Below are 20,601 nucleotides of genomic sequence, written 5' to 3' on the forward strand. Positions count from 1 at the left end.
GATAATCGGTCAGAACGGCAGTTGCAGCTCAGGATCAACCCGCAGCAACTGGGTACGGAAAACATCCTTGATACGTTGCAATTCGGCGTCACTGTCGGCCTCGAAGCGCAGTACCAGCACCGGTGTGGTGTTGGAGGCGCGAACCAGGCCCCAGCCATGGGCATAGTCGACCCGCACGCCATCGATGGTGGTCAGGTTGGCTTCGCCCCAGTCGGCGTCGCGTTGCAGTGCATCAATGATGCTGAATTTACCCTCGTCGGTCACATCAATATTGATTTCCGGCGTGGAAATATCGTTCGGGAAGGCGGCAAACAGGTTTTCGGCGCTCTGTTCGGCCTTGCTGAGGATCTCGAGCAGGCGCGCGGCACTGTAGATACCGTCGTCGAAACCGTACCAGCGTTCCTTGATGAAGATGTGACCACTCATCTCGCCCGCCAGCAGCGAACCGGTCTGTTTCATCTTCTTCTTGATCAACGAATGGCCGGTTTTCCACATCAGCGCCCGGCCACCGTGTTGTTCGATCAGCGGGGTCAGGCGCCGGGTGCACTTGACGTCGAAGATGATCTCGGCGCCCGGGTTGCGTGCCAGTACGTCCTGGGCGAACAGCATCAGCAGGCGGTCGGGGTAGACGATGCTGCCGGTGTTGGTCACGACGCCGACGCGGTCGCCGTCACCATCGAAGGCCAGGCCGATGTCGGCGCCGGTCTGCTTGACCTTGGCGATCAGATCTTCGAGGTTCTCCGGCTTGCCTGGGTCCGGGTGGTGGTTCGGGAAGTTGCCGTCCACCTCGCAGAATAGCGGGATCACCTCACAGCCCAGGGCTTCGATCAACTGGGGGGCAATCACACCGGCGGCGCCGTTGCCGCAGTCCACCACGACCTTGAGCCTTCTGGCCAGCTTCACGTCGCCGACGATCTGCTGGAAGTAGCGGTCGAGGATCTCGACTTTTTCCACACGCCCTGCTGCCAAGGTCAGGTCGTTGGTTTTCAGGCGGGTCAGCAGGGCCTGGATCTGTTCATTGGCCAGGGTGTCGCCGGCGATGACGATCTTGAAGCCGTTGTAGTCGGACGGGTTGTGGCTACCGGTCAGCATCACGCCCGACTTGCCGGCCAATACGTTGGCCGCGTAGTACAGGGCCGGGGTCGGTACCAGGCCGACGTCGCTGACCTGGCAACCGGCATCGACCAGGCCCTTGATCAGTTGCTCCACCAGCATTGGCCCGGACAGGCGGCCATCGCGGCCTACCGAGACTTGCGGTTCGCCCTGGGCCAGGCTTTGCGCACCGATGGCGCGGCCAATCCAGTAGGCGGTTTCGGCGTGCAAGGTCTTGCCGACCACGCCGCGAATGTCATAGGCGCGGAAAATGCTGTCTGGCAATGTGGCAGGAACCAGGTGGGCCATGTCGTTCATCTCTGGAAGCTCCATTAGTCAAAGGCTTTCTGGGCAGGCGCAAATTGAACGCTTGGACGGTGGTTTCACCAGAGAGTTCGCCATCCTTGGCCTGAACGGTCGTGTTTCGGCTCAGTGGCTGCCGGAGTGACCGAAGCCGCCAGCGCCGCGCTGGCTTTCATCGAAGGCCTCGACGATATCGAAATGCGCCTGCACGACCGGCACCAGCACCAGCTGGGCGATACGCTCGCCCACGGCGATGGTGAAAGGGGTGGTGCCGCGGTTCCAGCACGACACCATCAGCTCGCCCTGGTAGTCCGAATCGATCAGCCCGACCAGGTTGCCCAGCACGATGCCGTGCTTATGGCCCAGGCCCGAGCGCGGCAGGATGACTGCGGCCAGGCCTGGGTCGCCGATGTAGATCGACAAGCCGGTAGGAATCAGCAGGGTCTGGCCTGGTTCGAGAACGGTGTCTTGCTGGAGCAGGGCGCGCAGGTCGAGGCCAGCGGAGCCGGGGGTGGCGTAGGTCGGCAGCGGAAATTCGCTGCCCAGGCGTGGGTCGAGGATCTTGGCTTGAAGAGCGTGCATGTAACTTATTGAACCTGGTTGAGCCGTTCGGCGATGAAGGCGACCAGTTGCCGGGCGATCTTGCCCTTGCTGGTCTGCGCGAAGAGGGTTTGGTGCTGTTGGCGGTCGATCACGGTCAAGGCATTTTCTTCGCTGTTGAAGCCAATGCTGGGGTTGGCCACATCGTTGGCGACGATCAGGTCGAGGTTCTTGTCCTTGAGCTTGCGCGTGGCGTAATCGAGCAGGTGTTCGGTCTCGGCGGCAAAGCCGACGCTGAACGGGCGGTCGGCGCGGCCGGCGATGGTGGCAAGGATATCGGGATTGCGCACCATCTGCAGCAGCATGCCGTCGCCGGTCGTAGGATCTTTCTTCAGTTTTTGTGTGGCAACGACTTCCGGGCGGTAGTCCGCAACGGCTGCCGAGGCAATGAACAGGTCGCACGGCATGGCCGCCTCGCAGGCCGCGAGCATGTCCCGCGCGCTGACCACGTCGATACGGCTGACCCGGTCCGGGGTTGGCAGGTGCACCGGGCCGGTCACGAGGGTCACCCTAGCCCCCGCTTCAGCTGCTGCCTCGGCGAGGGCGAAACCCATCTTGCCGGAGCTATGATTGGTGATGTAGCGCACCGGGTCGATGTTTTCCTGGGTCGGCCCGGCGGTGATCAGCACATGCCTGCCGGTCAGGGCCTGGCGCTTGAAGCTTTCTGCCGCGCACCAGGCCAGCTCGGTGGCTTCGAGCATGCGCCCCAGGCCCACGTCACCACAGGCCTGGCTGCCGGAGGCCGGGCCGAATACCTGGATGCCACGGCTTTTGAGCAGGTCTAGGTTGGCCTGGGTCGCCGGGTCGCGCCACATGGCCTGGTTCATCGCCGGGGCCACCGCCACGGTGGCGTCGGTGGCCAGTACCAGGGTGGTCAGCAGGTCATCGGCCATGCCCTGGGCCATGCGCGCCATCAGGTCGGCGGTGGCCGGGGCGATCAAGACCAGGTCGGCCCACTTGGCCAGTTCGATGTGGCCCATGGCGGCCTCGGCAGCCGGGTCCAGCAGGTCCATGTGCACCGGGTGGCCCGACAGCGCCTGCAGGGTCAGCGGGGTGATGAATTCGGCACCCCCACGGGTCATGACGACGCGCACCTGCGCGCCGTGCTCCAGGAGACGGCGAATCAGCTCGGCGCTTTTGTAGGCGGCAATGCCGCCACCCACGCCGAGAACGATGCGCTTGCGATACAGCCGCTGCATAGGCTTGCCTTTTTCCAGTGAGAGCGGGCGGCGACGTTTGCAAATGCCTGCGGCAGAACGTCGCATGTACGAGGCGAAATAGATTAACACAGGGCCGAAATGGGCCGCAGCAAGGGCAGAGGGGCAGGGATGAATATCAGGGAGTGGCCGGCTGAAGATCGGCCAAGGGAGAAGCTGTTGCAACGGGGTGCGGCGGTGCTGTCGGACGCCGAGTTGCTGGCCGTGTTGCTCGGTTCGGGCGTGGCCGGGCGCAATGTACTGGACCTTGCACGCGGGCTGCTGGTGCGTTTTGGTGGGCTGCGGCCGTTTCTTGAGGCCGAACGCGCGGCGGTGCTGCGCGAGCCGGGCATAGGCGCTGTGAAATACGCACAGTTGCAAGCGCTGCTGGAAATCGGCCGGCGTTACCTGGATGAGCACATCGCGCGCGCAGCGGTGCTGGAAGGGCCCGAGGCGGTGCGGCGTTACCTGAAGGCCATGCTGCGTCATGAGCCCAGCGAGGTTTTCGGTTGCCTGTTTCTGGACACCAAGCACAGGCCGCTGGCGTTCGAGATTCTGTTCAGGGGCACCATCGACCGGGCCAGCGTCTACCCGCGGGAGGTGGTGCGGCGGGCATTGCTGCACAACGCGGCCGCGTTGATCCTGTGCCATAACCACCCTTCAGGCAACAGTGAGCCTAGCCAGGACGATGTGCACCTGACCTTGTCGCTCAAGCGCGGGCTGGCCTTGATCGACGTGCGGGTACTGGATCACATCATCATTGGCGACGGGGAGCCGTTGTCGATGGTTGAGCAGGGGTGGATCGTGGCTTAGGTCGTTGAGTTTTGTGCTGGCCTCTTCGCGGGCAAGCCCGCTCCCACAGGATATTCGCCGGCCTTGAAGGCGGTGGTGTCCCTGTGGGAGCGGGCGTGCCCGCGAAGAGCCCGGTGCAGGTCTACCTGGCCACCGACACCTTGCTGAAATCCAGCCGCCCGAACGGGCTGACCTGGTACCCCTCGACCTCCTGGCGCAGCAAGGTTGCCGCTGTCGGGTGCGCCAACGGCACCCACAGTGCCTGCTGCTGAATCAGGGTTTGCGCCTGCTGGTACAGCCGGCTGCGCACGCTTTGGTCGTTGGTGGTGCGCCCGGCACTGATCAGTTGGTCCAGGCGGCTGTCGCAGAACCGTGCGAAGTTGGTGCCCGATTCCACTGCCGCACAGGAGAACTGCGGGCTGAGGAAGTTATCCGGGTCGCCGTTGTCACCGGCCCAGCCCATGAACAGCAGGTCATGCTCGCCGGCCTTGGCGCGGCGGATCAGCTCACCCCATTCGATCACGCGGATCTCGGCCTTGATGCCGATCTTGGCCAGGTCGGCCTGCAGCATTTGCGCGCCAAGGCTTGGGTTGGGGTTGAGCAGGCTGCCCGATGGCCGCGTCCAGATCGTGGTGCTGAAGCCCTCCGCCAGGCCGGCCTTGGCCAGCAGGGCCTTGGCCTTTTTCAAGTTCAGAGGGTAGCCGGGCAAGTCCTTGGCGTAGCTCCAGGTATTGGGCGGGTAGGGGCCGTTGGCCGCCACCGCAGAGTCTTCGAACACCGCCTTGAGGTAAGCCTGCTTGTCGAAGGCCAGGTTGATCGCCTGGCGGACTTCCGGCTTGTCCAGTGGCGGGTGCTGGCTGTTGATGGCGACAAAGGCGGTCATGAACGCGGGCGTACTGGCCACCTTGAGCTTGTCGTCCTTTGCCGCTTCGGCAATATCCAGCGGTTTGGGCGACAAGGCGACCTGGCATTCGCCGCGCTTGAGCTTCTGCAGGCGCACGTTGGCATCGGTGGTGATGGCGAAGATCAACGGGTCCACTGCCGGCTTGCCGCCGAAGTAGTCCGGGTTGGCGCGGTAGCGCACCACAGCGTCCTTCTGGAAGCGCTGGAAGGTGAACGGCCCGGTGCCAATCGGCTGGCTGTTGAGCTTCTCTGGCGTGCCGGCCTTGAGCAGCTTGTCGGCATATTCGGCAGAGTAGATGGACGCGAAGCCCATGCTCAGGGTGGCCAGGAACGTGGCGTCGGGGTGGCTGAGGGTGAAGCGCACGGTGTTCGGGGCCGGGGCGTCGATCGCCTTGATCAGGCTACCCAGTTGCAGCGACTGGGCGTGCGGGTAGCCGCCGGGTGCAGTCTTGTGCCAGGCATGGGCCGGGTAGAGCATGCGCTGGAAGCTGAACAGCACGTCATCGGCATTCAATTCGCGGGTGGGCTTGAAGTACGGGGTGGTATGGAACTTCACGCCGTCGCGCAGGGTGAAATCGTACACCAGACCGTCGGCCGAGACCGTCCAGCTGGCCGCCAGGCTCGGCACCACTTTGCCCTGTGCCGCATCGAACTCCACCAGGCGGTTCATCAGCACGTCGGCGGTGGCATTGGTGGTGGTCAGCGAGTTGTACTGCACCACGTCGAAGCCTTCGGGGCTGGCCTCGCTGCAAACGCTCAGGGGCGCGGCCTGGGCGATGCCACCCGCGAACAGGGTGGCGGTGAACAGGGAGTTGAACAATAAGGAAAGGGCGGCGGCACGCATGGTGGCTCCTTGGCTGTCAGTGGCCCATCTGCCAGTGCAGTCTGGAAAAAGCCTACCCTAGTGTGCCTGTCGGGAAATGACCACATCCTTTTTTACAAATGTGGCGACGAGCGGTCGACGGCTGGCAGGGCCTGAAGGTATGCTGCCCCGGCTGAATCGGGCTTGCGCCAATGTGCATCAACTATTGTTGCAGCCAGGTCTTTCTGGTATAAAGCAGCGCTCTTTTCTAGGGGCTCGGCCTGTCGCATAAGCGGATCCGGTCGATAAGGCCTCCAGAATCACGGCGCCCAGGCGCCAAAGACTGAGAGATTAAGCGGCCAACCCATGCCGGGTTGGGCATGTGGTTTTAGAGGGCTGAGTCATGTCGAGAGTCTGTCAAGTTACTGGTAAGGGTCCAGTAACCGGGAACAACATTTCCCACGCAAACAACAAAACCCGTCGTCGTTTCCTGCCGAACCTGCAGCACCACCGTTTCTGGGTTGAATCCGAGAAGCGCTTCGTGCGTCTGCGCGTTTCCGCCAAAGGCATGCGTATCATCGACAAGCGCGGCATCGACGCCGTTCTGGTTGACATCCGTAAAGCTGGCGCCAAGGTTTAAGGGAGAGCATCATGCGTGAATTGATCCGTCTGGTTTCGAGTGCCGGCACCGGCCACTTCTACACCACCGACAAGAACAAGCGCACCACCCCGGACAAAATCGAGATCAAGAAATATGATCCGGTTGTTCGTAAGCACGTGGTGTACAAGGAAGCCAAGATCAAGTAATTGATCGGCCACCTGAAAAAAACCCGCATCCGTAAGGACGCGGGTTTTTTTATGCCTGCTGCAAGGTCAGTTGAATTCGAAGCCCTGAATCACCTGGTTGGCGTCGGTCCTGATCTGGATGCGGGTAGGGTCGAACTCGCGGGTGCACATGTCGGTGGGGCCGACCACGCGGGAGCGACCGGTAATGGCGCAGATGGTGTCTTTGAGCTCTGGCACGTATGTGGCGCCGACCAGGTGGGCGAGGGCTTGTTTGACGTCGTCGTTGGTCATGGTGATTTTCCTGTTGAAGGTGAATGGCCCGTTGTGGGCAGGGCCATCCTCACGCTTACCGCCCGGCCAGCTGCGCTACATAATTACTTCTGCTCGAACATGACGTAGATCTTGCGGCACGGCTCAAGCACTTCCCAGGTGCCTGTAAACCCGGCCGGGATTACGAACCGGTCGCCGGCGCGCAGGGTCTTGGCCCCGCCGTTGTCGTCGCGCAGTACCGAAACGCCCTGAACGATCTCGCAGTATTCATGCTCGGTGTAGTTCACTTTCCACTGGCCGACCTCACCCTCCCAAACGCCTGCGGCAAACTGCCCGCACGGGCTGGAGTAATGGTTGTAGACCGCCTGGTCTGGCTCACCCTTGAGGATTTTTTCAGCCGCAGGGCGGTACCGTTCGGCTTCAGTGAGCACTTGGGCGAAGTCGATGATGCTGGCGATGTTCATGGTGCGGCTCCTGTTCTTGTTAAATAAAATTAACATCAGTAGGCTTTTGGGCCTTCCGTGTCAAATATATTGATAGTTTACAGTGGCTGGTTTAGGGTATCGCTTGCCAGTGTGCGCTCGTCGCCCGGCCAGAATTCTGACAACGCCTGTGAGTCCTCAGTGCGGCGTTGCACCTAAACAAGAGGAGGAGTTTCGTATGACCACCCTGACCCGTGCGGACTGGGAACAACGCGCCCAGCAACTGAAGATCGAAGGCCGTGCCTTCATCAACGGCGAATACACCGATGCCGTATCCGGTGAAACCTTCGAGTGCCTGAGCCCGGTCGACGGACGCTTCCTGGCCAAGGTTGCCAGTTGCGACCTGGCCGATGCCAACCGTGCCGTGGAAAACGCGCGTACCACCTTCAACGCTGGCGTCTGGTCGCAGCTGGCCCCGGCCAAGCGCAAAGCCACGCTGATCCGTTTCGCCGACCTGCTGCGCCAGAACGTCGAAGAGCTGGCGCTGCTGGAAACCCTGGACATGGGCAAGCCGATTGGTGACTCCTCCAGCATCGACATCCCTGGTGCAGCCCAGGCTATTCACTGGACGGCCGAGGCCATCGACAAGGTTTACGACGAGGTCGCGCCCACCCCACACGACCAGCTTGGCCTGGTTACCCGTGAGCCAGTGGGTGTGGTCGGTGCCATCGTACCGTGGAACTTCCCGCTGCTGATGGCCTGCTGGAAGCTCGGCCCGGCATTGGCCACCGGTAACTCGGTGGTGCTCAAGCCTTCGGAAAAATCGCCGCTGACCGCCATCCGCATCGCGCAACTGGCGATCGAGGCCGGCATCCCGGCGGGCGTACTGAACGTGCTGCCAGGCTACGGCCACACCGTGGGCAAGGCGTTGGCCCTGCACATGGATGTCGACACGCTGGTGTTCACCGGCTCGACCAAGATCGCCAAGCAACTGATGGTCTACGCGGGCGAATCGAACATGAAACGAATCTGGCTGGAGGCTGGCGGCAAAAGCCCGAATATCGTCTTCGCCGATGCACCGGACCTGCAAGCGGCGGCTGCGGCTGCCGCCAGTGCCATCGCCTTCAACCAGGGGGAAGTGTGCACTGCCGGCTCGCGCCTGCTGGTCGAGCGCTCGATCAAGGACAAGTTCCTGCCCATGGTGGTCGAGGCCCTGAAAGGCTGGAAGCCCGGTAACCCGCTGGATCCAGAGACCACCGTGGGTGCGTTGGTCGATACCCAGCAAATGAATACCGTGCTGTCGTACATCGAGGCCGGGCACAAAGACGGCGCCAAGCTGCTGACCGGCGGCAAGCGCACCCTGGAGGAAACCGGTGGCACCTATGTGGAGCCGACCATCTTCGATGGCGTGACCAATGCCATGCGCATCGCCCAGGAAGAAATCTTCGGGCCGGTGCTGTCGGTGATTGCCTTCGACACCGCCGAAGAAGCCATCGCCATCGCCAACGACACTCCGTACGGCCTGGCGGCTGGTATCTGGACGGCGGACATTTCCAAGGCGCACAAGACTGCGCGGGCCGTGCGCGCCGGCAGCGTGTGGGTCAACCAGTACGACGGTGGCGACATGACCGCACCGTTCGGTGGCTTCAAGCAATCGGGCAACGGCCGTGACAAGTCGCTGCATGCGCTGGAGAAATACACCGAGCTGAAGGCGACCTGGATCAAGCTGTAATTCCAGGAGGGGCCGCTTTGCGGCCCATTCGCGGGTAAACCCGCTCCTACAGGTACTGCACCGCTTTCAAGGGTGGTGGTGTACCTGTGGGAGCGGGTTTACCCGCGAATGGGCCATGGAAAATTCTTGGCCTGGGAGGCAGCAATGCGTTGGGGGACCTACTTCGCCGTACTGGCATCAGTGCTCAGTGTCGGCCTGGCGCTGGGCGTGAGCATGCCCCTGGTATCTCTGCGTCTGGAAGCCTGGGGCTATGGCAGTTTCGCCATCGGCGTGATGGCCGCGATGCCTGCGCTGGGGGTACTGGCGGGTGCCAGTCTGGCCAGCCGCCTGGCCGGCTGGGTCGGCTTACCTGCGGCCATGCGCATCTGCCTGTGGGGTGGTGCGTTGTCCATCGGCCTGGTCGCGCTATTGCCCAGCTACCCGCTGTGGTTGCTGTTGCGGCTGATGATCGGCATGTCCTTGACCGTGGTGTTCATCCTGGGTGAGAGCTGGATCAACCAGCTGGTGGTCGAGCAATGGCGCGGCCGCCTGGTGGCGCTGTACGGTAGCAGCTACGCCTTGAGCCAGCTGGCCGGGCCGCTGGTGCTGGGCGTACTCGGTTCGTCTGACGATTTTGGTTTCTGGGCCGCCACCGGCCTGCTGCTGCTCGCGCCGCTGGTGCTGTTGGGGCGCGGCGGTGCACCGAGCACCGAAGCCTGCAGTGTCGGCTTCGGCGACCTGTTCAGGTTCTGCCGTCGCTTGCCCGTGATTGCCTGGGCCATCGCCCTGTTTGCCTCGTTCGAGGCAATGATCCTGACGTTGCTGCCGGTGTACTGCCTGCAGCAAGGTTTCACCACTGAAATCGCCTTGTTCATGGTCAGTACCGTGGTGGTCGGCGATGCTGTGCTGCAGTTGCCCATCGGCGCGCTGGCCGATCATATGTCGCGGCGTGCGTTGTTCACCGGCTGTGCGGTAACGCTATTGGTCTCCAGCCTGGCGATCCCGCTGTTGCTGCACACGCCGGTGATATGGCCGCTGTGGGTACTGTTCGGGGCCAGTGCCGGCGGCCTTTTCACCTTGTCGCTGGTGCTGATCGGTGAGCGCTACCGCGACGATGAACTGGTGCGGGCCAATGCTCACGTGGCGCAGTTGTGGGGCATTGGCTGCCTGTTGGGGCCATTGTTGGCCGGGGCAGGCAGCCAGTGGGTCAGCGGGCATGCGTTGCTGTTGCTGATGGCTGCAGGGGCTGCGGGGCTGGTGGTGTTGACCCAGAGGCGCGGGGCTTTTGAGGCTGTGTCTGCCTGATCGCTTTGCGGCCCATCGCGACACAAGGCCTTACCTCAAGAACCGCGTACCCCTGTAGGAGCGGCCTTGCGTCGCGATGGGCTGCAAAGCAGCCCCAAAATCGCCGCTACAACATTTTCTCCAGGCCAACCGCCTTGCTGACCCAGGCATTGAACCTGCGCCACATCCCGCCCGGCTCGGAGGTCAGCACATGCTGCTGTCCATTGTCCTCAGTCGCCCACACCAGTTTGCCCCCCTGCAGTTTCACCTGATAGCTCAGCGCCGGCGCCATACCCTGCTGGCTCAGCTCACGGGTGTATTCGGCCAGTTCCGGGCTGTCCACCAGCACCCCCACTTCGGTATTCCACAGGACCGAACGCGGGTCGAAGTTGAATGAACCGATGAAGGTCTTGCGCCGGTCGAACACGATCGCCTTGGTGTGCAGGCTGGAGTCCGAGCTTCCGCGGAAACTCAAGCGCCCTGCGCTGGGGTCGCCCGGCTGGCGGCGCAGCTCATAAAGCTGTACCCCATGTTCGAGCAAGGCTCGGCGATAGGGGGCGTAGCCACCGTGCACGGCCGGCACATCGGTGGCTTCCAATGAGTTGGTCAGCAGCTTTACCGAGACACCTGCGTCGGCGCGGCCGGTCAGGTACAGCAGCCCTGGCTCGCCCGGCACGAAATAAGCCGATGTCAGCATCAGTTCGCTGTGCACGTTGGCCAGGTCAGGCGCCAACTGGTGGCTCAGCAGCAACTGCGGGTCCGGCTCGTCATCGGCCAGTACCTTGCTTGGGGCATCCCACAGCGCCTGGGCATGGGCCCAGATCAGCTCGTTGCGCCACACATCCAGGCGCGGCTGCGACTGGTAGGCCATCAACCGATCGTACAAGGCCTTGCGCTGGGTCCTGGCTTCAGCCAGCGAGACTTCCAGGCGATGACGACTCGCACGCAGGTCGTCGGCATCCGGCGCATGCCACAGAAAATCGCTGATAGGTCGGCTGAGGGCGCTGTTCCAGTACTGGTCGAAACTGTGCCCCAGTTGCTCGGCGATAGGGCCGACGCTCAGCAGGTCGATGTCGGTGAAGTTGAGGTTGGGCTCGGCATCGAAATACTCGTCGCCGAGGTTACGGCCGCCGACGATAGCCATGCTGTTGTCCACCAGGAACAGCTTGTTGTGCATGCGGCGGTGCTGGCGCGACAGGTTGAACAGCCGGCCGAAGGCGCGCGTCACCCCGGTGCTGCGGCCCAGGTGCAGTGGGTTGAACACGCGGATCTGGATATTCGGGTGGGCAGCGAGGGTGCCCATGATGGTGTCCAGGCCGTCGCTGGTGGTGTCGTCGAGCAGAATGCGTACGCGCACGCCGCGGTCGGCGGCGCGCAGCAGTTCGTGCACCAGGGCGCGGGTGCTGAGGCCGTCGTGCACGATGTAGTACTGCAGGTCGATGCTGGCCTGGGCGTTGCGGATCAATTCGGCGCGGGCGCGAAATGCTTCGTTGCTGTTGGGCAGCAGGCGAAAGCCGGACTGCCCGCCATACGGTGCCGCCTGGCGCAGCACCGAGCGGCCGAAGGCCGATTCGCTGGCGGGCAGGGCCTGGCTGGTTTCGCGTGGGGTACTGACGCTGGCACAGCCGGCAAGGCCGAGCAACAGCATCAGCAGCAAAGACAAGGCGCGCTGGGGTCTCAAGGGTGGATCGTCCTGTGCGGCAAGGGCTGTGGAGGTTGGACAGTGGCGGGCGGCGCAAAGTTACGCGTCGGCGCGTTCTTCATCCAGTAGACGAAGGGCGGTTTCACCTACCTTGCGCACGGCAGCCTCGATCTGTGGCGTTGGCCGCGCAGCGAAATTCATGCGCAGGCAGTGGCGGAACTTGCCCGAGGCCGAGAAGATACTGCCCACCGCCACCTGAACACCTTGCTCCAGTAAAGCGCGGTTCAGCCGCAGCGTGTCGAAATGTTCGGGGAATTCCACCCACAGCATGAAGCCGCCCTGCGGCCGGCTGACCCGGGTACCCGCCGGGAAGTAGCGCGTTACCCAATCGCTCATCAGGTCACGGCCACGCTGGTACTGGCTGCGCATGCGCCGCATGTGGGGCTGGTAGTGCCCGCCGGCGATGAAGTCGGCAATTGCCAGTTGCGGCTGGCTGGCGCTGCTGCCGGTACTGATGTATTTCATGTGCAGCACCCGTTCCAGATAGCGCCCAGGTGCCACCCAGCCCACCCGCAGGCCGGGGGCGAGGGTTTTGGAGAACGAACTGCAGAGCAACACGCGGCCATCGTCGTCGAATGACTTGAGGGTGCGCGGGCGCGGGTAGGTGTAGGCCAGGTCGCCGTACACATCGTCTTCCAGGATCGCCACGTCATAGCGCTGGGCCAGGCTGAGCAAGGCCTTCTTGCGCGCCTCGGGCATGATGTAGCCGAGTGGGTTGTTACAGCTGGGAGTGATCTGAATGAGCTTGATCGGCCACTGCTCCAGGGCCAGCTCCAGCGCTTCCAGGCTGATGCCGGTGACCGGGTCGGTGGGGATCTCCAGCGCTTTCATGCCCAGGCCCTTGAGGGTTTGCATGGCGCCGTGGAAGCTGGGCGAGTCGACCGCAACGATGTCGCCTGGCTCGCAAACCGCGCGAATGCTGCATGACAGCGCTTCATGGCAGCCGGTGGTGATCACCAGGTCGGCCGGGCCCAGGCGGCAGCCGGAATCGAGCATCAGCCGCGCCACCTGCTCGCGCAGCGCCAGGTTGCCATGGATATTGTCGTAATACAGCCCCGGCATGTCCTGGCGCCGGCTCAACTGGGCGAGGCTGCGCAGCAAAGGCTTGAGGGTGGGGCTGTCGATATCGGGCATGCCGCGGCCGAGTTGCACCACGTCCTTGTGCGGGGTGCTGCGCACCAGCTCGAGTACCTGTTCCCATTGCGAGATGTCCACAGGGCGCTGGGCCGGGCGGCTGACTGCAGGCAGCGCTGGCAGCTGGCGGTGGTCGCTGACGAAATAGCCGGACTTGGGCCTGGGCGAGACCATGCCGCTGTCTTCGAGCATGCGGTAGGCCTGCTGCACGGTGCTCAGGCTGACCCCGTGCTCCACGCTCAGGGCGCGTACCGACGGCAGGCGCTGGCCTGGGCGATACAGGCCCTGCTCGATGCGGGCACCGAGCAGTTCGGCGAGGTTGAGGTAAAGGGTCAAGGCATACTCCTGGGCTACCTGCAGGCAGCGACCGGTACAGTTGCCTGGAAAATACAGCATTCAGTCGGCCGCCAGCCAATGCTGTATGGGAATAATAAGGCTGTTTTGGATCTGTATTGCCGGTATCGCCCTCGCGCATGCTTTTCCTACGGTATCGACTGAACGGGGAGGGTGCGGTGATGGGGGGCATGAGCGATGTGCGCTTGCAGCTGTTGGCCAAGGAACTGGAAACCGAGCAGCAGGCCAAGGTGTTCAACGCGCCGCAGGGGTTGGGGCGCTGGGGCCTGATGCTGCACCGCTGGCGTACCCGCAGGGCGCTGTTGCAATTGACCGATGCCGAGCTGCGCGATGTTGGGCTGAGCTGGGAGCAGGCGCGGCTCGAAGGCCGCAAACCCTTCTGGAAGGACTGACACGATGGTCGCTGGAGGGCCTGTTGTGCCCCAGACTTGAAACTTGCACCGAACCTGTGGGAGCAACGGTCTTGCTCAATTTCAAAAAGCTGGCGCGATCCCTGTGGGAGCGGGCTAGTCAGCTTTAGATTTTAAGCAAGACAGTTGCTGCCCCAAGGATGGGGACTTTCAGGCCAGCTCTTTGAGGCGATGCCACAGCATCCCCAGCGCCAATAGCGGCGAGCGCAGGTGCTGGCCGCCAGGGAAGGTGATATGTGGCACCTTGGCGAATAGGTCGAAGCGCCCGCTTTCCTGGCCGCTGATGGCTTCGCCCAGCAGGCGCGCGGCCAGGTGGGTGGCGTTGAGCCCATGGCCCGAGTAGGCCTGGGCGTAATACACGTTCGGCTGGCTGCCCAGCCGGCCGACCTGCGGCAGGCGGTTGGCGCCGATGCCGATCATGCCACCCCACTGGTAATCGATGCGTACGTTGGCCAACTCGGGGAACACCTTGAGCATCTTCGGCCGCATGTAGGCGGCGATGTCCTTCGGGTCTCGGCCCGAGTAGTGGCAGGCACCGCCGAACAACAGCCGGTTGTCGGCTGAGAGGCGATAGTAATCCAGGGCTACCCGTTGGTCGCACACTGCCATGTTCTGCGGCAGCAGCCTGCGGGCGCGTTCCTCGCCCAGCGGCTCGGTGGCGATGATGTAGCTGCCCGCTGGCAGCACCTTGCCGCCCAGATCGCGGTTGAGGTTGTTGTGGTAGGCGTTGCAGCACAGCACCAAGGTCTTGGCGCGCACCCGGCCTTGGGCGGTATGCACTTGCACTGATGTGCCGTAGTCGATGCGGGTAACTTCGGACTGCTCGAACAGCTTCACCCCCAGGCGCGCGGCCACGGCCGCTTCGCCCAGGGCCAGGTTGAGCGGGTGCAGGTGCCCGGAGCCCATGTCGATCAGCCCACCCACATAGCAGTCGGCGCCGACCACGCTGTGGATATCGTCCTTGCCGACCAGGCGCAGCTCGTGTGGGTAGCCGAGGCTACGCAGCTCTTCGGCGTCTTCGGCAAAGCCCAGCAGCTCGGCGGGTTTGTTGGCCAGGTCGCAGTAGCCCCAGGTCAGGTCGCAGGCAATGGCATGCCGCTCCACCCGCTCGCGCACGATCTGCACGGCCTCCAGGCCCATCAGCTTCATGCTGCGCACGCCGTCCTCGCCAATCACCGGCAGAAACTGCTCCAGACCATGGCCGACCCCGCGAATCAGCTGGCCGCCGTTGCGCCCACTGGCGCCCCAGCCGAGTTTGCGCGCTTCCAGCAGGATGACCGAGAAACCACGCTCGGCCAGCTCGATGGCGGTGTTCAGGCCCGAGTAGCCGCCGCCGATGATGCACACGTCAGCGTTGTGTTCGCCTTGCAGGTAGGCGTGGTCGGGGTGTGGCGCGCTGCTGGCGGCGTAATAGGAGGCTGCGTGCTGCGCGCTGTGGATCATTGGGTAGGTCCTGAGTTGTTATCGGCCAAAAATGGAGGATAAGCTCGGGATCAAGAAGGGGGCAACCAAACGGCCCATTCAGGGGCGTCTGGTTCTCTCAACCGGCAAGGCAAAGGCCTGCGTTGGCTCAGGCGCATCCATAGTGCCGGCACCACGAATGTCGTATAGCTGATGAGCGGTGCGGATTGCGGAAAGTATTCCGCTGTCGGTTTGTGTGGGCAGATTGTTAAGACTCATGCGTATCAGCGTGTTTGACGCATTGAGGCGGATAGTCGCTGAAAGCGCTGGGTCATTGGCTAGCGACTTTGCCTGAGTAATCTCGGCGAGTGAGTTGACCATTATCAGTTTGCCTTCACGCAGTTCCAGAACCGACTCCCTTGGCTGCGGTGTACTGCTGTATGGCCGTGATCGATTGTTGCTGTTGATGGGCGGCGCATTTTGATCGTACAGGGGGGGAGCTTCCCCCCAGCCAAAGTAGGAAGGAGGAGCTTGTTCACTGTTTGCGGCCCCAAGCGGTTGAGCTGGCACGCCGGGAGGGGTTGGTGAGTAGGGAGGCGGAGTAGCCGGTGTCCGGTGATGGCGGCGGCGCAGGACTTTTGACCTGATCCGGTTCATGAACTCTCCAGTGCACCCCGACGGGTCGGTGTAGTTGATGGGGTCGTTCAAACAATAGGCATAAGCATTGGTCCCACCTTTGAAGAACGGGCTCTGTGAGTCACCGCTAAGGAAGCGCATCAACACAGGGCTATAGCTGCGGCGACCGGCGCCGAGCGGATAGCATCCACTGGCAAGATCCAAACGTTCCCCGGTGAAGCCAATGTTTGTTGAGCAGTTAGCGAAGATATGGCCAAAAGGAGTAAAGCTGAATGGTCGACCCACACCATCCGAGTTTCCCATCAAAGGTGTTTTCCGATGATCAACAGCTTGCAGATTGGTGACTGTGGGCTTAATTTCGGCGAGGGAGAAATCTGATGCCCGGAAGATGCGTTGTGTTTCCCGAGAGCTTTTCAGCACGGTAAGCTTGAGTCCGCTGTAAAAGAACAGAATGTGGTTCTTCATCAGATGGGGCTCGCTTAGCTGAAGGGGGATGTCTCGTCAGTTTGTAGAATGATTAGGCTTACCCACAACTGCCAAAATTAGCAGGTCCACTGCTTCCATCCAGCACAAGCGTTACGCAAATATTCAGCCATGTCCTGCAACCGCCACAAGATCCACTTCCTGCGCGAACTCATCCCTGCCTTCGAGTGCGAACCCGGCTGCCACGACTGCTGCGGCCCGGTCACCACTTCGGCCGAAGAAATGGCCCGCCTGCCGCGCAAGTCCCAGGCCGAGCAGGATGCCGCCCTGGCGCGCCTGGACTGTGTGCACCTGGGCCCCAACGGCTGCACGGTGTATGAAGAACGGCCGATGATCTGCCGCTTGTTCGGCACCACCCCGCGCATGGCCTGCCCCCGTGGCCGGGGCCCTGAGCCGATGATCGACCCTGGCGCCGAGCAGCTCGTTCACCAGTTCATCGCCAGCACCCGCCAGGTGTTGGTCTAGCGTCAGTCCGGAATCGGCAGGCAGAGGCTCTCCTTCACCTCTTCCATCACGATGTAGCTCTTCGACTCGCGCACGTGCGGCAGCTTCAGCAGGATGTCGCCGAGCAGCTTGCGGTACGAGGCCATCTCGGAAATGCGCGCTTTCACCAGGTAGTCGAAGTCACCGGAAACCAGGTGGCACTCCAGCACGTGCGGCAGCTTCAGCACCGCGCGGCGGAACTCTTCGAAGGTGTCACCCGACTTGTAGTCCAGGCTGATTTCCACGAACACCAGCAGGCTACCCTTGAGGTGCTGCGGGTTCAGGCGGGCGTTGTAGCCCATGATGATGCCCTCGCGCTCAAGGCGGCGAACCCGCTCGGTGCAAGGGGTGGTGGACAGCCCGACTTTCTCGCCCAGTTCGGTGAAGGAAATACGCCCGTCATTCTGCAGGATACGCAGAATGTTGCGGTCGATCTTGTCCAGTTCACGCTTGCTCTGGTGCTGGGTTCTCATAGGGGATGCCCCTCCGTGAAAGGCGATTATGCCGAGAATTCTCGCCAATAATAGGCTTTTATATAGTGAATTGCACTGCCCTCGAATTTCTATACTGCGCCCATCCATGCCATTTCCATAAAAGTCTGCGGCGTGCCGCGTGTGAGGGATACAACGATGCGAGTTCTGGTACTTGGTAGCGGTGTGATTGGAACCGCCAGTGCCTACTACCTGGCCCGGCAAGGTTTCGAAGTGACGGTGGTCGACCGCCAGCCGGCGGTGGCCATGGAAACCAGCTTCGCCAACGCCGGCCAGATCTCGCCCGGCTATGCCTCGCCCTGGGCCGCTCCGGGTGTGCCGCTGAAGGCCATCAAATGGCTTATGGAGCGCCATGCACCCTTGGCAATCAAGCTCACCGGAGACGTTGACCAGTACCTGTGGATGGCCCAGATGCTGCGCAACTGCACCGCCAGCCGTTATGCGGTGAACAAGGAACGCATGGTGCGCCTGTCCGAGTACAGCCGCGACTGCCTCGACGAGCTGCGCGCCGAAACCGGCATCAATTACGAAAACCGCAGCCTGGGCACCACCCAGCTGTTCCGTACCCAGGCCCAGGTCGATGCTGCGGCCAAGGATATCGCCGTGCTCGAGCAGTCTGGCGTACCGTACGAATTGCTGGACCGCGATGGCATTGCCCGCGTCGAGCCGGCCCTGGCCGGGGTGAAAGACATTCTCGCTGGCGCCCTGCGCCTGCCCAACGACCAGACCGGCGACTGCCAGCTGTTCACCACCAAGCTGGCCGACATGGCGCTGAAGCTGGGCGTGGAGTTCCGCTTCGGCCAGGACATCCAGCGCCTGGACTACGCCGGCGACCGCATCAATGGCGTGTGGATCGACGGCAAGCTGGAAACCGCCGACCGCTATGTGCTGGCGCTGGGCAGCTATTCGCCACACATGCTCAAGCCGCTGGGCATCAAAGCCCCGGTCTATCCGCTGAAGGGCTACTCGCTGACCGTGCCGATCACCAATGGCGACATGGCGCCGACCTCGACCATTCTCGACGAGACCTACAAGGTCGCAATCACCCGTTTCGACAACCGTATCCGCGTTGGCGGCATGGCTGAGATCGCCGGTTTTGACCTGTCGCTCAACCCGCGTCGGCGTGAAACACTGGAGATGATCGTCAACGACCTTTATCCTCGCGGCGGTGATCTGAGCCAGGCCAGTTTCTGGACCGGTCTGCGTCCGGCCACCCCGGACGGTACACCGATTGTCGGTGCCACGGCATTGCGCAACCTGTTCCTCAATACCGGTCACGGCACCCTGGGCTGGACCATGGCGTGCGGCTCCGGGCGCCTGCTGGCAGACCTGATCGCGCGCAAGAAGCCGCAGATCAGCGCCGAGGGCCTGGACATTTCGCGGTATGGCAACAGCCGGGAAGTGGCCAAGCACGGGCATGCTGCGCCGGCTCACCAGCAGTAAGGTCGCCTGTACCGGCCTCATTGCCGGCAAGCCAGCTCCCACAGGATCTCCGCAGTTCTCAGGCCCTGTGAGAGTCCTGTGGGAGCTGGCTTGCCGGCGATGAATCCAACACCGATTTCAACCCGAACCACCATAAGGCACCCGCCATGCGTCCCGCCCGCGCCCTGATCGACCTCCAGGCCCTGCGCCACAACTACCGTCTGGCCCGTGAACTGACCGGTGCCAAAGCCCTGGCCGTGATCAAGGCCGATGCCTACGGCCATGGTGCCGTGCGCTGTGCCCTGGCCCTGGAGGCCGAAGCCGATGGCTTTGCCGTGGCGTGTATCGAAGAGGCGCTGGAACTGCGCGGTGCCGGTATCAAGGCCCCGGTGCTGCTGCTGGAAGGTTTTTTCGAAGCCAGCGAGCTGGCACTGATCGCCGAGCACGATCTGTGGTGCGTGGTGCACTCGCTGTGGCAGCTGGAGGCGATCGAGAAAGCGCAACTGCGCAAGCCGCTAAGTGTCTGGCTTAAGCTGGACAGCGGCATGCACCGTGTGGGCTTGCACCCCAAGGATTACCGCGAGGCCTACCAGCGCCTGCTGGCCAGCGGCAAGGTCGCGCGCATTGTACTGATGAGCCACTTCGCCCGTGCCGACGAACTGGATGCTGACGCCACCGCGCAGCAGATTGCCGTGTTCGAGGCCGCGCGCCAGGGCCTTGCGGCCGAGTGCAGTCTGCGCAACTCGCCCGGTGTGCTGGGCTGGCCGCAAGCGCCCAGCGACTGGGTGCGCCCAGGCCTGATGCTGTATGGCGCCACGCCCTTCGAGGTGGCGCAGGCCGAAGCCGCGCGCCTGCAGCCGGTGATGACCCTGCAGTCGCGGGTGATCAGCGTGCGTGAGCTGCCCGCCGGCCAACCGGTGGGCTACGGTGCCAAGTTCGTCAGCCCGCGGCCGACCCGTGTTGGCGTGGTGGCCATGGGGTACGCCGATGGCTACCCGCGCCAGGCGCCCAATGGCACGCCGGTGCTGGTTGCTGGCAAGCGCGCCCCGTTGATCGGCCGGGTGTCGATGGACATGCTCAGCATCGACCTCACCGATGTGCCCGACGCCACGGTGGGTAGCCCGGTCGAACTGTGGGGCAAGCAGGTACTGGCCAGTGAAGTGGCGGCACAGGCTGGCACCATTCCTTACCAGATCTTCTGCAACCTGAAACGGGTCCCCCTGGACTACGTCGGCTAATGACACGCTGATGCGGACAGGTTGAGGGCGGTGTGTTGTAAATACTGAACGGCATTGCCATGATATCGTTCACATCCACCCCCCTTTCTACCGTTTCAGGAGGCTCCAGCTTTGGACGTCGGCGAACGACTGCAAGCCATCCGCAAGCTCAAGGGCCTGTCCCAGCGCGAACTCGCCAAGCGCGCCGGGGTGACCAACAGCACCATCTCGATGATCGAGAAAAACAGCGTAAGCCCCTCCATCAGCTCGTTGCGCAAGGTGCTGAGCGGCATCCCCATGTCCATGGTCGAATTCTTTTCGGTCGAACTGGAGGCGCAGAGCCCTGCGCAAATTGTCTACAAAGCCCACGAGCTGATCGATATCTCGGACGGCGCGGTAACCATGAAGCTGGTCGGCAAGTCGCACCCCAACCGCGCCATTGCCTTCCTGACCGAGGTCTACCCGCCGGGCGCCGACACCGGTGCCGAAATGCTGACCCATGACGGTGAGGAAACCGGCATCCTGCTCGAAGGCCGCCTTGAGCTGGTGGTCGGCAACGAGATATTCATCCTCGAGGAAGGCGACAGCTACTACTTCGAAAGCACCCGCCCGCACCGCTTTCGCAACCCGTTCGACCAGCCTGCACGGCTGATCAGTGCCGCTACGCCCTCAAACTTTTGATCCAGCGCAGTGCATTGATTCGGCAA

Annotated in this window: 20 protein-coding genes and 1 pseudogene; 10 read left to right on the top strand and 11 right to left on the bottom strand. The window is 62.8% G+C overall.

What is annotated here, in order from left to right; all coding sequences use genetic code 11:
- Positions 1-9 precede the first annotated feature (9 nt).
- The 3 genes and pseudogenes from ACF8SD_RS20495 to coaBC form a co-directional block, all read right to left on the bottom strand.
- Positions 10-1,383 (bottom strand): annotated as a pseudogene (locus ACF8SD_RS20495) (phosphomannomutase/phosphoglucomutase); the annotation flags it as partial.
- Between the two features lie 138 nt (positions 1,384-1,521).
- The gene (dut, locus tag ACF8SD_RS20500) at positions 1,522-1,977 is read right to left on the bottom strand and encodes a dUTP diphosphatase (protein ID WP_029885729.1); all 456 of its coding nucleotides are present in this window, start codon (positions 1,975-1,977) and stop codon (positions 1,522-1,524) included.
- Between the two features lie 5 nt (positions 1,978-1,982).
- The gene (coaBC, locus tag ACF8SD_RS20505; protein WP_392485040.1) at positions 1,983-3,194 is read right to left on the bottom strand and encodes a bifunctional phosphopantothenoylcysteine decarboxylase/phosphopantothenate--cysteine ligase CoaBC; all 1,212 of its coding nucleotides are present in this window, start codon (positions 3,192-3,194) and stop codon (positions 1,983-1,985) included.
- A 129-nt stretch (positions 3,195-3,323) separates the two neighbouring features.
- Between coaBC and radC the strand changes: the two genes are divergently transcribed.
- Positions 3,324-4,004: a DNA repair protein RadC gene (gene radC, locus ACF8SD_RS20510; protein WP_392485041.1), complete on the top strand. Its 681-nt coding sequence runs from the start codon at positions 3,324-3,326 to the stop codon at positions 4,002-4,004.
- Between the two features lie 121 nt (positions 4,005-4,125).
- Here radC and ACF8SD_RS20515 read toward each other — a convergent pair whose 3' ends face one another.
- On the bottom strand, positions 4,126-5,730 hold the full coding sequence (locus tag ACF8SD_RS20515; RefSeq protein ID WP_173891556.1) for an ABC transporter substrate-binding protein: 1,605 nt from the start codon (positions 5,728-5,730) through the stop codon (positions 4,126-4,128).
- 361 nt (positions 5,731-6,091) lie between these two features.
- Between ACF8SD_RS20515 and rpmB the strand changes: the two genes are divergently transcribed.
- Positions 6,092-6,328: a 50S ribosomal protein L28 gene (gene rpmB / locus ACF8SD_RS20520; RefSeq protein ID WP_003253504.1), complete on the top strand. Its 237-nt coding sequence runs from the start codon at positions 6,092-6,094 to the stop codon at positions 6,326-6,328.
- Positions 6,329-6,339: 11 nt separating this feature from the next.
- The gene (gene rpmG, locus ACF8SD_RS20525; protein ID WP_003253507.1) at positions 6,340-6,495 is read left to right on the top strand and encodes a 50S ribosomal protein L33; all 156 of its coding nucleotides are present in this window, start codon (positions 6,340-6,342) and stop codon (positions 6,493-6,495) included.
- Positions 6,496-6,561: 66 nt separating this feature from the next.
- On the opposite strand, the gene ACF8SD_RS20530 is transcribed toward rpmG, so the two are convergent.
- Entirely contained in the window at positions 6,562-6,765 is a 204-nt protein-coding gene (locus tag ACF8SD_RS20530) for a hypothetical protein (RefSeq protein ID WP_173891555.1), read from the bottom strand.
- Between the two features lie 83 nt (positions 6,766-6,848).
- Entirely contained in the window at positions 6,849-7,208 is a 360-nt protein-coding gene (locus tag ACF8SD_RS20535) for a cupin domain-containing protein (RefSeq protein ID WP_009682916.1), read from the bottom strand.
- Between the two features lie 196 nt (positions 7,209-7,404).
- On the opposite strand from ACF8SD_RS20535, the gene ACF8SD_RS20540 reads away from it, so the two are divergent.
- Complete coding sequence (locus tag ACF8SD_RS20540) at positions 7,405-8,898, top strand: aldehyde dehydrogenase (RefSeq protein ID WP_392485043.1); 1,494 nt, start codon at positions 7,405-7,407, stop codon at positions 8,896-8,898.
- A 144-nt stretch (positions 8,899-9,042) separates the two neighbouring features.
- The gene (locus ACF8SD_RS20545; RefSeq protein ID WP_173891552.1) at positions 9,043-10,182 is read left to right on the top strand and encodes an MFS transporter; all 1,140 of its coding nucleotides are present in this window, start codon (positions 9,043-9,045) and stop codon (positions 10,180-10,182) included.
- A 106-nt stretch (positions 10,183-10,288) separates the two neighbouring features.
- Here ACF8SD_RS20545 and ACF8SD_RS20550 read toward each other — a convergent pair whose 3' ends face one another.
- Positions 10,289-11,842 (bottom strand): phospholipase D family protein, encoded by a 1,554-nt coding sequence (locus ACF8SD_RS20550; RefSeq protein WP_029885733.1) that lies wholly within the window; start codon positions 11,840-11,842, stop codon positions 10,289-10,291.
- A gap of 60 nt (positions 11,843-11,902) precedes the next feature.
- Entirely contained in the window at positions 11,903-13,333 is a 1,431-nt protein-coding gene (locus ACF8SD_RS20555; protein WP_173891551.1) for a PLP-dependent aminotransferase family protein, read from the bottom strand.
- A 179-nt stretch (positions 13,334-13,512) separates the two neighbouring features.
- Here ACF8SD_RS20555 and ACF8SD_RS20560 point away from each other — a divergent pair, with 179 nt between their 5' ends.
- Positions 13,513-13,743, top strand: a complete 231-nt coding sequence (locus tag ACF8SD_RS20560; RefSeq protein WP_029885735.1) for a DUF1127 domain-containing protein — start codon at positions 13,513-13,515, stop codon at positions 13,741-13,743.
- Positions 13,744-13,911: 168 nt separating this feature from the next.
- Here ACF8SD_RS20560 and ACF8SD_RS20565 read toward each other — a convergent pair whose 3' ends face one another.
- Complete coding sequence (locus ACF8SD_RS20565; protein WP_392485047.1) at positions 13,912-15,204, bottom strand: NAD(P)/FAD-dependent oxidoreductase; 1,293 nt, start codon at positions 15,202-15,204, stop codon at positions 13,912-13,914.
- A 78-nt stretch (positions 15,205-15,282) separates the two neighbouring features.
- Positions 15,283-16,263: an RHS repeat-associated core domain-containing protein gene (locus ACF8SD_RS20570; RefSeq protein ID WP_173891549.1), complete on the bottom strand. Its 981-nt coding sequence runs from the start codon at positions 16,261-16,263 to the stop codon at positions 15,283-15,285.
- 129 nt (positions 16,264-16,392) lie between these two features.
- Here ACF8SD_RS20570 and ACF8SD_RS20575 point away from each other — a divergent pair, with 129 nt between their 5' ends.
- Positions 16,393-16,746 (top strand): YkgJ family cysteine cluster protein, encoded by a 354-nt coding sequence (locus ACF8SD_RS20575; RefSeq protein WP_009682925.1) that lies wholly within the window; start codon positions 16,393-16,395, stop codon positions 16,744-16,746.
- 2 nt (positions 16,747-16,748) lie between these two features.
- Here ACF8SD_RS20575 and dadR read toward each other — a convergent pair whose 3' ends face one another.
- On the bottom strand, positions 16,749-17,237 hold the full coding sequence (gene dadR / locus ACF8SD_RS20580; protein WP_003258963.1) for a transcriptional regulator DadR: 489 nt from the start codon (positions 17,235-17,237) through the stop codon (positions 16,749-16,751).
- Between the two features lie 156 nt (positions 17,238-17,393).
- Here dadR and dadA point away from each other — a divergent pair, with 156 nt between their 5' ends.
- From dadA to ACF8SD_RS20595, 3 genes are all read left to right on the top strand, one after another.
- On the top strand, positions 17,394-18,698 hold the full coding sequence (gene dadA / locus ACF8SD_RS20585) for a D-amino acid dehydrogenase (protein ID WP_392485048.1): 1,305 nt from the start codon (positions 17,394-17,396) through the stop codon (positions 18,696-18,698).
- Between the two features lie 146 nt (positions 18,699-18,844).
- A complete protein-coding gene (gene alr / locus ACF8SD_RS20590) occupies positions 18,845-19,915 on the top strand; it encodes an alanine racemase (RefSeq protein ID WP_173891548.1) in 1,071 nt (356 codons plus the stop codon).
- A 111-nt stretch (positions 19,916-20,026) separates the two neighbouring features.
- Complete coding sequence (locus tag ACF8SD_RS20595) at positions 20,027-20,575, top strand: cupin domain-containing protein (RefSeq protein WP_009682929.1); 549 nt, start codon at positions 20,027-20,029, stop codon at positions 20,573-20,575.
- Positions 20,576-20,601: the final 26 nt, after the last annotated feature.

Source organism: Pseudomonas sp. CJQ_9 (genome assembly GCF_043106615.1).
GTDB lineage: Bacteria > Pseudomonadota > Gammaproteobacteria > Pseudomonadales > Pseudomonadaceae > Aquipseudomonas > Aquipseudomonas juntendi.